The organism is Paenibacillus doosanensis (assembly GCF_025060755.1).
GTDB classification, from domain to species: Bacteria; Bacillota; Bacilli; order Paenibacillales; family NBRC-103111; genus Paenibacillus_S; species Paenibacillus_S doosanensis.
Window position 1 is genome coordinate 24,088 of sequence record NZ_JANYUY010000018.1, and the last position, 15,423, is coordinate 39,510.

At 58.4% G+C, this 15,423-nt stretch carries 12 protein-coding genes; 1 reads left to right on the plus strand and 11 read right to left on the minus strand.

What is annotated here, in order from left to right; translation table 11 throughout:
• Window positions 1–169: 169 nt before the first annotated feature.
• From N0M98_RS14590 to N0M98_RS14620, 7 genes are read right to left on the minus strand one after another with little or no spacing between them, the layout of a single operon-like run.
• Window positions 170–868: a glycerophosphodiester phosphodiesterase gene (locus N0M98_RS14590; RefSeq protein ID WP_259618331.1), complete on the minus strand. Its 699-nt coding sequence runs from the start codon at window positions 866–868 to the stop codon at window positions 170–172.
• Window positions 865–1,695, minus strand: a complete 831-nt coding sequence (locus tag N0M98_RS14595) for an HAD family hydrolase (RefSeq protein ID WP_259618332.1) — start codon at window positions 1,693–1,695, stop codon at window positions 865–867. The genes N0M98_RS14590 and N0M98_RS14595 overlap by 4 nt, the downstream gene beginning before the upstream one ends.
• Window positions 1,692–2,642: a class II fructose-bisphosphatase gene (gene glpX / locus N0M98_RS14600; RefSeq protein ID WP_259618333.1), complete on the minus strand. Its 951-nt coding sequence runs from the start codon at window positions 2,640–2,642 to the stop codon at window positions 1,692–1,694. Before glpX ends, N0M98_RS14595 begins: the two co-directional genes overlap by 4 nt.
• Entirely contained in the window at window positions 2,639–3,334 is a 696-nt protein-coding gene (dhaL, locus tag N0M98_RS14605; protein WP_310943743.1) for a dihydroxyacetone kinase subunit DhaL, read from the minus strand. The genes glpX and dhaL overlap by 4 nt, the downstream gene beginning before the upstream one ends.
• Window positions 3,303–4,322, minus strand: a complete 1,020-nt coding sequence (locus tag N0M98_RS14610) for a dihydroxyacetone kinase subunit DhaK (protein ID WP_259618334.1) — start codon at window positions 4,320–4,322, stop codon at window positions 3,303–3,305. Before N0M98_RS14610 ends, dhaL begins: the two co-directional genes overlap by 32 nt.
• A complete protein-coding gene (rpiB, locus tag N0M98_RS14615) occupies window positions 4,319–4,840 on the minus strand; it encodes a ribose 5-phosphate isomerase B (protein ID WP_249865667.1) in 522 nt (173 codons plus the stop codon). Before rpiB ends, N0M98_RS14610 begins: the two co-directional genes overlap by 4 nt.
• A 23-nt stretch (window positions 4,841–4,863) precedes the next feature.
• Window positions 4,864–5,943, minus strand: a complete 1,080-nt coding sequence (locus N0M98_RS14620) for an MDR/zinc-dependent alcohol dehydrogenase-like family protein (protein WP_259618335.1) — start codon at window positions 5,941–5,943, stop codon at window positions 4,864–4,866.
• Between the two features lie 382 nt (window positions 5,944–6,325).
• On the opposite strand from N0M98_RS14620, the gene N0M98_RS14625 reads away from it, so the two are divergent.
• The gene (locus tag N0M98_RS14625) at window positions 6,326–7,084 is read left to right on the plus strand and encodes a DeoR/GlpR family DNA-binding transcription regulator (RefSeq protein ID WP_259618336.1); all 759 of its coding nucleotides are present in this window, start codon (window positions 6,326–6,328) and stop codon (window positions 7,082–7,084) included.
• 277 nt (window positions 7,085–7,361) lie between these two features.
• Here the strand turns inward: N0M98_RS14625 and N0M98_RS14630 are convergent, their stop codons facing one another.
• The 4 genes from N0M98_RS14630 to N0M98_RS14645 form a co-directional block, all read right to left on the minus strand.
• Window positions 7,362–9,044, minus strand: a complete 1,683-nt coding sequence (locus N0M98_RS14630; RefSeq protein ID WP_259618337.1) for a ribulokinase — start codon at window positions 9,042–9,044, stop codon at window positions 7,362–7,364.
• 21 nt (window positions 9,045–9,065) lie between these two features.
• Window positions 9,066–10,859, minus strand: coding sequence for an L-fucose isomerase (locus tag N0M98_RS14635; RefSeq protein ID WP_259618338.1), 1,794 nt, complete (start codon window positions 10,857–10,859; stop codon window positions 9,066–9,068).
• Complete coding sequence (locus N0M98_RS14640) at window positions 10,856–11,788, minus strand: dihydrodipicolinate synthase family protein (RefSeq protein ID WP_259618339.1); 933 nt, start codon at window positions 11,786–11,788, stop codon at window positions 10,856–10,858. The genes N0M98_RS14635 and N0M98_RS14640 overlap by 4 nt, the downstream gene beginning before the upstream one ends.
• A gap of 490 nt (window positions 11,789–12,278) precedes the next feature.
• Window positions 12,279–15,419, minus strand: coding sequence for a glycosyl hydrolase (locus N0M98_RS14645; RefSeq protein WP_259618340.1), 3,141 nt, complete (start codon window positions 15,417–15,419; stop codon window positions 12,279–12,281).
• Window positions 15,420–15,423: the final 4 nt, after the last annotated feature.

Here is a 15,423-nt window from a genome sequence, read left to right on the forward strand (position 1 = left end):
CAGGAAATGGCTGCGCATCATTTCCTAAACAACAAGAAAACCCGCGCAAGAGGCGCCTGACGGCAGCCTTTTTGCGCGGGTTTATGCGTTCCTCTTCCCAAGTAATTCGGATAATCATTGAGCCGGGGGCTTGGGTCCGGCGCCGCTTCACCGCTGCCGGCTCGATGCTTTAGCCCGCGACCGCTGCCCACAACTCCAATTCGTTCGTGCAAATAAGCAGCGAAGGATAGGCGGCCAGCTTCTTCATATCGCTTTCCTTATCGACCGTCCAAGAGATAAGCTGAACATGCTCCCGCTCGCAGCGGCGAATGAACTCCTCCGTCATATATGGATAATAAATGGACATGTAGCCGCATTTCATTTCCCGGGCCCAAGGAAAGAACGCCGGAGAGGCTCCCTGATTAATGAGCCCGATATCGATTCGGTCGTCAAGCTCCCTCACCCTGGCAAGCGAGTAATGATCGAAGGATGTCAGAAATACTTGCTCCTGCATTCCTTTTTTCTTCACCGTCTGAATAACGGCTTCTTCCAATCCCGGGTAAAGATCCCCCATCTGCTTCAATTCAATATCGACGATCAAACGGCCGTTCAGCAACTCAAGCGCTTCCTCCAAGGTCGGAATACGTTCGCTTCCCCCGACCGTCAGCTGCTTCAGCTCCGCTAACGTCAAATCTTGAACACGTCCCGAGCCGTCCGTCATCCTGTCGACGGAAGTGTCGTGAATGACGACGGGAACTCCGTCCTTGCTCAGCTGCACGTCCAGCTCCAGATGCGAATACGACAGCTCGCATGCGGCTTGAAACGAAACCAGCGTATTTTCCGGATACCGCACGGGGTATCCCCGATGAGCGATGCCTCTTACTTTCATCTTATATCCTCCTCCGTCTCCGAAACCGGGCTTAACAGGCCAAGCGCCTCCATCGCCTCGACAACGCCGTCTCCATAGCAGCGGCTGCATACAAACGAAGCCTTCGCTTTCAGCTCGGGATGGCTGTTAGCTACGGCCGCCCCTACGCCGGCGTACTCTATCATATCCATATCGTTCAGCTGATTGCCTATGCCGAGCACCTCGGCGGGCGTTACTTGCAGCAGCTCCGCCAGCTTTTTCAACGCAGAACCTTTGCTCTGGTTCGGAGGAATAACTTCAAAATAATCGTCCTCCGACTGAATCGTAGCATAGCTTCGGTTGAAGCTCGGAAGATGCAGTTCCCACAGCTCTCGGATGCGCCTCATATCGCCGATGAGCAAAATCTTTTGCAGCGGCTTGCCCTGCCATCCTTCTTCGCTTGGATCGACGACGACGCAGCGAATTCCCTCTTTTATCTCGAATTGCTCGACGGCGGCCGTCCGGCTGAGCACCGAAACTCCCGCTTCCTCAAACAGCATCACCGTAACGCCCGACCGCTCCGCCGCCAGCAAAAAAGGCGTCAGCTCCCGCAGCTCCAGCGTCGAAGCCGACCAAACCCGGCTACGGTCGGCAATTACGCTGCCGTTGCACAAAATAAACGGGATGTCGATATCCAGCTCCTCGACGATTTTTTGGGCGGCGAGCCCGAAGCGTCCCGTCGCGATGGTGAACATCCCTCCGTTCGCCCTGAACCGGCGAACCGCCTCCTTGACCGGTTCGGTCAAGGAATGATCCTCGGATAGCAACGTACCGTCAAGATCGCTCACGATCAATCGTATGTTGTTCATACTTGTTCCTCCCGCTCATGGACGGAGCGGATGAAATGAGTTCCCGCCTGCCCGCCGCAAACGATCAGGGAATGCGTTATCTCCGCATGACCCGCATCCTTGGAAATGCCCGCCAGCAGCAGTCCTGTCGTAATTCCCGTAGCCGCGAACACGCAGTCGTCCGAAGAGACGAGATCATGCAGCGTCAGCAGCTTATGGGGATCGGCTATTCCCATCGAGCGGCATCGTTCGTATTCCGCCTCGGTTCCAGGCAGCAGCCTCGCCTGCATTTCGCCGCCCAGCCCCTTCAACGCGACTGCCGAAATGACGCCCTCCGGAGCTCCGCCTATGCCGTAAAACAGGTCGACGCCCGTTTCTTCGACCGCGACCGAAATCGCGCATGTTACGTCTCCGTCGTCGAACAGCCGCACCCTCGCCCCGGTCCGGCGAACCATGTCAATCGCCGCTTGATGCCGATCCCGGTACTGCATCATCACCGTGACGTCGGAAATATCTTTGTGCAGCGCTGCCGCCACTGCGGCCACGTTATCAACGAGCGGTCGCTCCAAGCTAGCGGCGCCTTTGGCCTTGGGTCCGACGGCCAGCTTCTCCATATACATATCGGGGGCATGCAGCAGCGTACCGCGCGGCGCCGCGGCGATCACGGCCGTCGAATTATCTTGGCCGGAGGCGACAAGCGTCGTGCCTTCGAGCGGATCGACCGCAATATCGACCCGCGGCCCCCTGCCGGTGCCGAGACGTTCCCCGATGTACAGCATCGGCGCTTCGTCCAGCTCGCCTTCGCCTATGACGACGACGCCGTCCATTTCCATCCGCTGCAGCACTCCGCGCATCGCCGTCGTTGCCGCATCGTCGGCTTCATGCTTGCAGCCTCTTCCGATCCACGGCTTGGCGGCAAAAGCCGCCGACTGAGTCACCCGCAAAAAATCAAGCGCGAGATGATTCATGCGCCGGCCCCTTCCGTCACCGCGCGCTTCCACTGCTCGGCGAAGGCGGCGAGAATATGGCAGGCCGAAGCCGCTCCGGGATCGATATGGCCGGCCGACCGCTCTCCGAGCCGGCTGGAGCGGCCCAGCTGCGATACGAGCGCCGCCGTCGAGCGCATCCCCTCTTCTCCGGCACGAACCGCAGCCTCCAAGCAGTCGGACAGCCCCTTGCCTGCGGCTCTCGCTTGCTCCAGCGCATCCATCGCCGGCAGCCACGCATCCATCATCGTCTTGTCGCCCAGCTGCGCCTTCCCGCGCTCCTGAATGCCCCGCACCGCCGTCAGCCAAAATTGTGCGATATCGTCTTCAGTCAGCACTTCCTTCCCCTGCAGCACGGCGCCGCCCCGCAAAAACGCCGTCGCATACAGCGGGCCGACCGAGGAGCCGACCGCATTCAAAAACGTCATCGCCATCTGTTGGCACAGCGCGCCGCAATCGGTCCCTTCGTACGTCCCGATCACCCCTGCGATCGCCTGCCACCCGAGCGACATCGTCACGCCGTGATCTCCGTCCCCTACGGCGCGGTCCAGCTCCGACAGCTCTTCCTTCGTCTCCTCTATCCGCTCCGCAATATGCGTAAAGAGACCTTTCCACTCGCGAATCGTTATCTCCACCGCCGCTTCACCCTTCCTTTCCTTCTCTATGCTGCGCATACATCGGCGTATCCGCCGGGTCATCGACCAGCTCCGCGAGCTCGTCGTCGAGCTTCAATACCGAGACGGAGCATCCGCCCATCTCCAGCGAAGTGACATATTCCCCTACGAAGGAGCGGTGAATATGCGCCCCCAGCTCGGCAAGCCTCTGCGCTACGCGCCGGTATACGATGAACAGCTCCATTTGCGGCGTCGAGCCGAGACCGTTGATGAGTACGGCGACCCGGTCGCCCGACTCCACCGGCATATCGGCGAGAATCCGCTCCAGCAGCGCGTCCGCGACTTCGTCCGCGGTCCGCAGCTTGCCGCGTTCCACGCCGGGCTCGCCGTGAATGCCGAGCCCGATCTCCATCTCGTCTTCGCCGAGCACGAAGCTCGGCTTGCCCGTCTGCGGCACGGCGCACGGCGTCAGCGCTACGCCCATCGTGCGGATGGCATCGTTCGTCTTGCGAGCGACTCGCACGACGTCCTCGAGGCCGTACCCGCGCTCCGCTGCCGCTCCCGCCGCCTTGAACACGAGGAAGCCTCCGGCGATCCCGCGGCGGCGATGGGCTTGCGACGGCGGCGCCGAAGCCACATCGTCGGTTACGAGCACCGTCTCGACGCGGATATGTTCCATGGCCGCAAGCTCGGCCGCCATGTCAAAGTTCATGCAGTCGCCGGCGTAGTTGCCGTACATGTAGATCACGCCCGCGCCGCCGTTTACGGCGCGGGTGACTTCCAGTATCGGCGCCGGCGGCGGCGAAGCGAACACGTTGCCTACCGGTGCGCCGTCGGCAAACCCGCGCCCGATCAGCCCCATGAACGCCGGTTCGTGGCCGGACCCGCCGCCGATCACGACGCCGACCTTGCCGGGACGCGCCCCTCCGGCGCTTACGACCGCCCGCTTGTTTTGCGGCAGCACCTTAACATGCCGGGCATATGCCGCGGCGTAGCCCTCGATCATTTCATCTACAACCGCATTCGGTTCATTCATCAGCTTCTTCACGCTTCTTCGCTCCTTTCTATGACCAAAGGGGATGAGCAGGAGTAGTTTTCCTTGCGCCCGCCGCCCGCGGCAAACAGTCTCTGCTCCCCGTCCATAATCTTCTGTACCTTCCTGCCGGAACTGCCTCCGTCGAATTCGGCTTCGAGCCATGCGCGTACAATATGTTTGGCCAGCTCCGGCCCGATCACTCTCGCTCCCATAGTCAGCACCTGCGCGTTGTTGCTGCGCATCGCCCGCTCCGCCGAATACGTATCATGACAGAGCGCCGCCCTAATACCGGGAACCTTATCCGCGGTGATCGTCATGCCGATGCCTGTGCCGCATATCAGAATGCCCCGGTCGAATCGACCTTGAGCAATTTCTTCGGCGACGGCAAATCCGACATCCGGATAATCGATCGGCTGCGTGCCGTCAGACGGACCGAAATCGACATAGTCCACCTTGCGCTCCTCAAGATAGGTTTTAATCATTTCTTTCATGTCGTATCCGGCCTCATCGGCTCCAATCGCAATTTTCATGGTGAACAACCCCTTCGCTTATGTTATGGGATAAGGACGATCTTGAGCGATTGCGTTCCCTTTTTCATCAGCTCGAAGCCTTCCATATACTGCTCAAGCGGAAGCTTATGGGTAACTACGCCTTCCGTCGGGAATATGCCGCTCTTGATTCCATCGATGACAAGCGGATAGCAGTAAGGGCCAAGATGAGAGCCGAGAACGTCCAGTTCTTTTCTGTCGCTGATAATGCTCCAGTCTACCGTTACCGGGTCCTTGAACACGCTGAATTCCACAAAACGGCCCAGCTTGCGGATCATGGCAAGCCCTTGTTCCACCGACTTGGGATGGCCCGTCGCTTCGATATAAATGTCGCAGCCGTAGCCTTCGGTCATCTGCTTGATCTCCTTCACTACGTCGACTTCATTCGGATTCAGCACGATATCCGCGCCGAACTGCTTAGCCAGCTTCAGCCGGTCCTCGAACAAGTCGAGCACGATGAGCGTTCCGGCGCCGGATTGTTTGGCCGCTCCGACCATGCCGAGACCGAGCGTCCCGGCTCCGGAGATAACGACCGTATCGCCTAACTGGATCTGCGCCCGTTGCACCGCGTGCAGCGAGCAGGCGTACGGCTCGATCAGAATCGCCTTCTCCAGCGGCAAATCATCCGGCACCTTGTAATTGATCGCTTCTTTGGTAAATTTCATATATTCCGCCATGGCACCGTTTACATTATTTTGGAATCCGTACAAATCATGCTTCTCGCACATCCAATACTGTCCCCGGTTGCAGAAACGGCATTTCCAGCAGGGAACGATTTGCTCGGAGATAACCCGGTCGCCGACGGCATAGCCATCGACTCCTTCGCCGAGTTCAACGACGAAACCGATAAATTCATGCCCCGGAATCATCGGCGCTTTAATATAAGCGGGCTGCGTCTCATCCCCCCAGAAGCTCGGCGCCCCTTGAAACGCTTTAATATCTCCGGCGCATATGCCGCATGCTTCCACCTTGATTACCATTTCCCCCGGACCTGCCTTGGGCACGGGAACCGTCTCCAGACGGTAATCGCCCGGGGAGTAAGCGACAACCGCTTTCATTTTCTCCGGAACGCTGACATTGTTCATAGGAAATCCTCCTCTATAAAATGGATTGAGTATAATCATCAATAATTTGGAAATGATCTATATTTATTTTTGCATTTACCTTATGTTTTGTCAACGTTTTTTATCATTTGATGTTGTTTGTTTTCATTTACCTATATTCCTATGAACCTATCATTGCAATTTCGGCTCACGCTTCGCGTCAGCGGCATCCCCTTTATTGTCGGTAAATGTTGATAATTGTTTCGTGAATTTGCAAACGCCCCGAGCTTCAGGGACGCAATTCACTTTGCCAACGTTATATAAATTGATTTTTGTTTTCAGATGTTTTCTATATATAATTGTTGTATGATGATTTTTCATTTGATATAATTTCAATAAATCGTTTAATATGGGAGATGCGAAGATGTTAGCACCCGAACGCCGCAATCGAATTATGCAAATTTTGAACGAACACAAGCAACTGCTGGTCAAGGACGTTTCGCTGGAGCTCGGCGTTTCCGAAGGCACCTTGCGGAACGACCTGAAAATATTGGAGGAAGACGGCTTGCTGGAGCGAACGCACGGAGGAGCCGTGCTGCCCAAACCGCATACGCCGGAGTATACGTTTCAATCGCGCAGCTTGACCAATCAAGAGGAGAAGAAAATGATCGGCAAAGCTGCGGCGAAGCTCGTACAAAACGGACAGTGCCTTATTCTCGACGCCAGCTCGACGTCGCTTGAGCTTGCCCGGCATCTGGTGCACTACAATTATTTGACCGTCATTACCAACGGACTTGCCACCTCTCAGGAGCTGACGCGCAATCCTCATATCAGCGTCATTGTCGTCGGAGGCGTGTTAAGACCCGGCTCAAGCTCTTTGGAGGGACTGCTCGGAAAAGGGCTGCTCGGGCAAATTCATGCGGACGTCTTCTTTACTTCCGCCCACGGCTTTACGGTCACTGCCGGGCTCTCCGATTTCAGCATTTATGAAGCGGAGCTCAAAAAGACGATGATATCGAACGTAAGCAAGGTCGTCGCCCTGCTCGATCATTCCAAGCTTAACCGCAGATCGATCGCTTCCTTCGCGGAAACGTCGCAAATCGATACGATTATTACCGATCCCGGAGCCGATCGCGAGTTTCTCGACGAGCTTGAAGGAGTGGAGATCATTATCGCGGATTAATGCACAATAAAAGTTCCTCTGCTTGCCGCATGAGGAACTTTTTCATTTTACGCCCGCCTCCGCTATTCGACGGATTTGCCTACATACCAAGGATAGTCAACGAAAAAAACTATTCCAGCCCTTCTTTACCCATTTTAACAAATTAATGGAGTGAAAGAGAATCCCTATTTTCCCATTTACGTCACGCGATCAATCGATTCAAATCGTTCATACAACGACAAAAGGCCGCGCAGCATGCAAATGCTACAACGGCCTTACCTATTGCGGCGAAGCTTTGTCAATCGTTTACCCGATCCCGAAGCCGCTTCATCCGCTTTAACGTCTTCATCACGTCGTTTCCGCCTCTTCCGAACAGCTCGTGCAGCCGATTATACTCCGAATACAGCTCGTCATACACGGCGCCGTGCTCTTCAACCGGCCGGTAGCTTTCTTCCCGCAGCCGGGTCATGCGCTCCGCAGCTTCGGTTATGCCCGCGCAGCCTCCCCTCGCGGGACCGGCGGCTACAGCGCCGAACATCGCCGCTCCGAGCGCAGGCGTCTCCGTCGAATCGGCAATCCGGATTTCGCGCCTCGTCACATCCGCATAAATCTGCATCAGCAGCCGGTTGCGCTGCGGCAATCCGCCGCAGGCAATAAGCTCCTTCACCTCCATGCCGGACGTCTCGAAGGTCTCGATAATTTTGCGCGTGCCGAAAGCGGTCGCCTCCAGAAGCGCCCGATAGATCTCCTCCGGCCTCGTTTGCAAGGTCAATCCGACGATCAGGCCGCTTAAATCGGCGTCGACGAGCACCGTACGATTGCCGTTCCACCAGTCGAGTGCCAGCAGCCCGTGCTGACCCGGCCGCAGCTCTGCAGCCCGCCTCTCCAGCCAGCCATGAAGGGTCAACCCTTCGCTCGCCGCGGCATGCTTGGCGTAAGACGGCGCAGCTTGCTCCACAAACCAGCCGAACAGATCGCCGACGGCCGGCTGCCCCGCTTCATAGCCGTACAGCCCCGGGATGATGCCGTCTTCGACGACGCCGCACAGCCCTTCCACGCACACTTCTTTATCGCCAAGCAGCATATGGCATAAGGATGTCCCCATCGCCATAACCATCTGCCCCGGCCGCACGGCCCCCGCGCCGACGGCTCCCGCATGCGCGTCGATAATGCCGACGGCAACCGCGGTTCCCGGGCGCAGCCCCGTTATCGCAGCAGCCTGCTCCGTCAGCTCTCCGGCTTTGGAGCCGAGGGGAAGCACCTCGCCCCGCAGCTTGGTCTCCGCGAAGCGCTCCAGCCGGGGGTCCAGCGCCCGGAAGAAGGACCGCGCCGGATAGCCTTCCCGCTTATGCCAGAAAGCCTTGTACCCGGCGGCGCAGCCGCTTCGTACCGGATGGTCCGTCAGCCGCTCCACGATCCAATCGGCCGCCTCGATAAACCGGTCCGCCATCCCGTATACGGACGGAGCTTCGTTGAGAACCTGCCAGGCTTTGGCCGCCATCCACTCCGAGGAGCTTTTGCCGCCGTACCGGCGCAGGAACGTCTCGCCTAAACGCCGGGCAGTCTCGTTGATCCGGCTCGCTTCTTCCTGAGCGGCATGATGCTTCCACAGCTTGACGTAGGCATGAGGCTCGTCCCGCAGCGCCTCCTGAAAGCATAAGGGCGCGCCGGAGCTATCCACCGGCAGCACCGTGCTTGCGGTAAAGGCGATGCCTACGCCGATCACCTGCGCGGGATCGATGCCGGAGAGGCGCAAAACCTCCGGTACCGATCTCCTTAACACTTCCATATAATCATCCGGATGCTGGAGAGCCCAATCGGGCTCCAGCAGCTTGCCGGAATCCGGCAGGCGCTCGTCGATCACGCCGTGAGGATACGGCGTTACGTGAGAAGCCGCTTCTTCCCCCGTGCTCACGTCGACCAGCAATGCCCTTCCCGATTCCGTTCCGTAATCGATGCCTATCGCATACCGTTTCTCCATCGCCGAAATTCTCCTTCCGCCTTAACCGTAAAGCGGCCCCAATGCCGCGCAAGCTCTGTAATCCGCGCCTTGCGGATCATCCGCTCCGAAGGCGCTCCAATAGCTCGGACGGAACAGGCGTTCCGGGTCCACGTTATGCATACTGACCGGAATGCGCAGCATGGCGGCCAGCGTAATCAGCTCGGCGCCTACGTGACCGTAGCTGACGGAGGCATGATTAGAGCCCCAATGGCTCATCACCGAGTATACATCCCGGAATGCGCCCTCCCCAGTCAAGTTCGGTACGAACCAGGTTGTCGGCCATGTCGGGTTAGAGCGCTGATCGAGCGTATCGTGAACATCCTCCGGCAGCTCTACAGAGTACCCTTCAGCTAGCTGCAATACCGGACCTACTCCTCGGATCAGATTGATCCGCGCCATCGTCAGCGGCATACCGCCGCGAGTCGTAAAGTCCGTCGAGAACCCGCCGCCGCGGAAAAAATCGACGGCAGGGCGCCATTGCGTCGCCTCCAGGCAATCCCGGACTTCAGAGTCCGTGATGTCCCAGAACGGCTTCATGACCGGTTGTCCGTCTTCGGTCTGCCGGCCGGTTCCGTCCAGCGCCGCCGCTCCCGAATTGATCAAATGAATGACGCCCTCCGCGGCCCTGCCGGTCAAGTCTTGTCCCGTCACGCGCCGCACCGCCTCAGGACTCCAATACGTCCGCACGTCGGCAAAAATTTGCGCGCGGTTCGTCAGCAAATGGCCGAAAAGCATCGTAACGGCGTTCAAGTTATCGTTCTCGGTAGCGAGCATGTACGGCTCGCGAATGCCGTTCCAGTCGAACGAGCTGGTCAGCATCGCTTCCATGAAATCGCCGTTCGGAAAATGGTCCGTCCACGCCCGCTGTCCCTGGAAGCCCGCCGCAATGGCGTTATGCCCCATGGCTTCCTCCTCGTAGCCCAGCTCGGCCAGCTTGGCATTGCCGACCATCAAATCGCGGGCGATGAGAGCCATTTTGACCATCGTCTCCCAATCCTGCGCCTTCTGCTCCTCGGAACGGATGAGCCCGGGCGGGTTCGGATCGGCCCCGATACGGCAGTTCTCCCGGGTCCAAGCCAAAGCCCGCTCGTATTCGTCCCGGTCGTAAATACCGCGCTCGATACGGCGAACGAACTCGCTCATATCTACATATTCGTTGCGCATGCCCAAATAGTTTTGGAAAAACGTCTCATCGGCAATGCAGCCCGCTATCCCCATCGATACGGTACCGAGCGCAAGATAGGATTTGCCCCGCATAGTAGCTGCGGCGAGCCCCGCCTTGGCGAACTGAAGCAGCTTCGCCTGTACATCCCGGGGGATCGAGCCGTCCCCGATATCCTGCACGTCTCGGCCGTAAATACCGAACGCGGGCAAGCCCTTCTGATTATGCGCAGCCAGCGCCGCCGCCAGATAGACCGCTCCCGGACGCTCCGTTCCGTTAAAGCCCCAGATCGCTTTGGGCATGTGCGGGTCCGTATCCATCGTCTCCAGCGGGTAGCACCAGGACGGGGTTACCGTAATGGTCAGCCCGACGCCCTGCTTGCGGAACTTCTCCGCCGCCCGGGCCGCTTCCGCCACGCCGCCGATAGTCGTATCCGCAATGACGCATTCGACCGGCAGGCCGTTCGAGTGTCGCAAGTTATCGCTTAACAGCTTCGCGCAAGCGATAGCCATGTTCATCGTCGGCTCCTCCAGCGACTCACGGATACCGCCCCGGCGGCCGTCGATGACCGGGCGAATGCCAATCTTCGGCATGTCTCCTTGCAGACGGTTGATTGTCGGAATCGTACTCATTCTCGCTTTCCTCCTAATTGTTCGGTCATATACCGGGTGAGGCGGCGCAGCTGCTCGACCTCCAGCTTATGGGTCGCGGTAAACTCCCCGGCGCTTTTGGAACGGCACTCGAAATTGGACAGGACGCCTTCCAGCATCAAATAATATTTGGCGTTAACCGGGTACAGCTGCTTTTCGATCAGCGACGCCATGCTGAGAAAGCTTGCCAGCAGCTCCGCTTCCTCCGGCTCGACAGACGCTTGCTTCATTAGCCGTACGTACAGCTCCGGATGAAAATTGGCCATAACCCCGCTATACCCCGTCATGCCCAGCTTGATCGTCTCCAGCAGCGTGGCGGAGTTGGCATTATAAATGCGCAGACCCGTTCCCCTTACAGCCTCCAGCTTGGCTCGCATATTGCCGACATCGCAGCTGGTGTCCTTAAGAAAGCGGAAGCGCCCGGTTTCCGCGCATCGTTTGAGCAGCTCCGGCGATATCAACCTTTTGTAAGGGTACGGACACTCGTAGAAGCCGAGCGGAACCGAATCCGGCAGCCCGGCCAGCAGCTTCTCGAGATTAGCCAGCCATAGATCGTCCGGCTCATCCTCTCGTGCCAGCCGATTCGTAATCAGCACCAAGGCGTCGATCCCCGTCGCCGCCATAGCCCGCAGCTCCTCCAGCTGCTCTTCCGGAGAGTCGGCGATATGGCCGGAGGCGATTACGGGCACGCGGCCCGCCGCCTTGGCCTTCACGAAGGAGGTGAGCTTCACCCGCTCTTCCAGACGCAAATAAAACATTTCGCTCGATTGACATACGGCGAACAGCCCGTCAACCCCTTTCGCGATATACCATTCAATCAGCTTCTCCAATGCCTCGTAGTCGATCTCATTATCGTCGGTAAACGGAGTGACCATCGTCGGCCAGACTCCATCGGATATATGTCCCTGCATCGGTTTTCCCCCTTTGTTCATTTCTTGTCTAAAAGTATGGTGAAAAACAATTGGCCTGCGGCTGCCGAGCATCGAATCGTTTCTAAGTCTAACGGACACCGGGGAGCTAAATTCGTCGCAAACAGACGTATTTAAAACGTAACGGACGTCATGGCGCTTACATAGCTCCGAATGGCTTTCTATGAAGGCTTTGCCAACCAATAGCTGCATCTGTGTCCGTTAAAAATCCAAAATGGCCGATAGGATTAATATAACGGCCGCTGTGTCCGTTGCTTCCGATCGCTGTTGAAATCGGGGACAAAGGCAAGCGCTTCGTTTCTCCAGATTGCCCTCGCTTGCTCTATCTGTTTTTTCGCCGGTTCCAACAAGGTGATGATTTCGTCGTGGACTGCGCTTGATAGAAGTTTCCGCTCGTTTGTTCCAACTCACTATCGACTCTCCGGCCGCTTGTTCGCCACGCTTCTAAAAGCGCACTAAACAGCGCCGCCGGTCATCGCGCAGGTACGGACCACAGCTTGATCTGCCCGAACAAGCCGTACGGGTGCACAAGATACTGCGGCGTACGGTCTTTGCCTTCCTTGCGGAACGATTCGCAGCTCGTCGTCGGCGTGCCTCCCAACGCTTGATGGAACGGCCCGAACATATTTCTCGGACTGCCCATGACCTCGATTTCCAGTCGGTTCGAGCCTGGGACCAAGTAGGAGGTCACATCGACGCTGTCCGCGACTTTCCAAGGGATATGCCCGGCCGTACGCCCGTTGACGCGAATTTCCGCGGTCACGGCCGAGCAATCCCCCAGCTCCAGAACGAATCTGCGCTGCGCCACCGGTTGATGTTCGTAATCGGCATGATAGACGATGCTGCCGTTATAGTGATAATAGCCTTGGAGACCCCAATCTCCGGCATGAAGCGTTAACGGCTCCTTCACGATGCGCCGGTCCGGACTCACCGCAAAGTCACCGATCAAATAGACATCTTCGACCTCCAGCGCCTGACGGTACAAGCAGCGCAGCTCCAGCTCGTTCATTCCCCGGACGAGCCCGCCGAGAGGCACGCGGTCCATCGAGCGGTCGACGAACCAGCCGGTCGGTGAGTTGGAAACCTCCATACCGTTAAGAAAAATCCGGTAATGCCGGGCGCCCTCAATAACCAGATCGACGCCGGCAGCCGGCACATCGGCGACCTCGAAGGTCAAGAGGAAGGCAGCCGGCGCGCCGTCATTCGGATGCGGCTCGTGAATCCATTTGTACCGCTGCGTCATGCCGTTGTGATGAACCGGCCGCATCCCGAGCACTTCGCGAATTTGCCGCTGCGCGGCCCAAACGTCCGCTTCCTCCGCAGACCAATCGGCATCGCCGAGCCGGAACCGGCATGTATCGAGCGTCAACACGTTAGGCATCGTCCGCGTGAAGCGGAAGGCGGGTCCAAATGCTTGTTCCAGCACCGCACCCGCTTGGCGGGTCACAACGGCAAGCCCGGAAGACGGCAGCGCCCCTCCCGCATCCGCTCCACCGACCCAAGCCTCCGCAGGCGGCTTCTCCTTATAGATGATGTACAGCATCGAGTCCGCAGGTCCAAAACGGGCGTCGAAACGCATTTCTCCACCGGCAAGCGTTACCGCGACTTTATCAATCCGGCCGTTCAGCGCGTCCCACCGTTCTACGCTGCCGGTCAGCGCGGTAGAAACGATAACGTCGACGGCCCGATCGCGGTCGTTATTAACGACGAACAACGAGTAGTACGAGTCGGTTTCCTTCAGCATGTACAGCAGCTCCGGCGCTTCCGCCCCGTACGCGCTGCGGAGGCTGACCGGCCGCGGCATATGCCGCTCCAGCGCGCGGACCGCCTCCTCCTTGCCGCTTACGATCGTGACGCCGGAATGCTCGTACAGCTTGGCCGCCTCCGCCGACGACCGTCCCTCGATCATCGCAGCTCCGGGCGTCATCGCGATGATCTTGCCTCCGGCGTCCAAATAACCGAGCAGCAGCTCATACGTGCTGCGCAGCAGCGTGCGGATCGGCGGGAGGACGACAAGCTTATAGGCCGCCTGATTCACATGCAGCTTCCCGCCATGTACCGCTCCCGCTTCGGCCATGATCGTCTCGTCCCCGAGATCGAAATCGTAGTGGGAACGGGCAAAATGCCGCAGCAGATCGTTAAACGCATAGCCGTATTCGTCTATGCCCGGAATATCCCGGTCCTTCCCCCGGGATGGGCTGCCGTAGGGATTCGTGCCGAGCATCGACCATGCGGTTGCTGCCGGATGAAGCACCAGCACATCTCGGACCGGCTTGCCTTCCGTCAAGATCAGCCCAAGCCGGGCGAAGTAATCCTCCACAATCCGGTTATATTTCCACCAGCTCGTCTGGTAATTGAAAAACGGCGGATAATCTCTCTTGCGGCAGCCCCGGATCGAATACTGGGCAAGATGCTGCGAGCGCAGGTTGACGCCGAGCGCGTACTGCCAGTCTCCCATCCATTTTTGCCCTTCAAAGGTAAACTCCCATCCGGCGCAGCCGTACATCTCGGAGATGACGAACCGGCGGCCGTATTGATTCGCCACGCTGGTGCATTGCTTGACGGTCATATACTCGTCCGTCTGCTCGCAGAGCATATCGATGCCCGGCACATGCTGGTAGCGGTAATGCGGCATAATCGCCCCGCCGACGCGCGTAGCTACGCCGAGCGCGCTTTCCCACAAATAATGTCCGGTAAATTCAAGACGATTGCGCTCGCACCAATCGCCAAGCTGTTTGGAATACGCCGCGCTGTATTTCTCGGTAACGGTGCGCCAGTAATCATGCCGCGCAGCCGACGAATGCTCGCCGTCGAAATATAAATATGGCAGCAGTCCGGTTATGTCATAACCCCTTTGCTTCAGGAAGTATTCCTGAAACGTGTACGTCCACGGCAGCCAGCCCCGGCCGGTCGTAAACCGGCAGTGTCTGTCATGCACGCTCGGCTCGTCGGTGAATATCCCGCGAATCGCCTTCCCGAACTGCCCGCCGACCTCATCCTTATAGCGCTCATAGGTCGATTCGATAAAGCGCGCGACCGTCTCTTCGTTCATACTGTCGGGCGGCGCCTCGCCGTTAAACCATTCGCTTCCGTCCGACACCTCGATCCGGAACACAAGCAGCGCCTCGTCGCCCGCCAGCACGGGAGCCTCGTCGAGCGGCAGCCGCTCGCAGCGCTGAAGCTCCATCCCGCCGATAACCGCCTTGAACAGCGCGATCATGCATCCGTCCGGCTCGAAAGAGCCTCTCGTCACTTCTACGGTCAGCCCCTTGGCGCGGTACTCGTCCCCTTGGGCCGGCACCGTGCCCCCGGCCGATCCCGACGGCCAACGGTCCTCGTCATAGAGCCAGGCGTGCATGCCAAGCGACTCCGCGCGGGCGACGGAAGCCTTGACGGCTTCCATCCATTGTTCTCCCATATACGGCGTTTCGAGCCCATCGCGCGAATGCATGAAAAATCCGCCCATCCCCTGCTCGTTCATATCCTCAATCTGCCGGACCAGCTCTTCTTCGCGCAGCTCGTCATTCCATGACCAGAAGGGCATCGAGCGGTAGGCCGCAGGCGGATTCGGAAACGCCTTCTTCAGAGCGGCCAGTTCCGTCCATTCCTTCATTGTG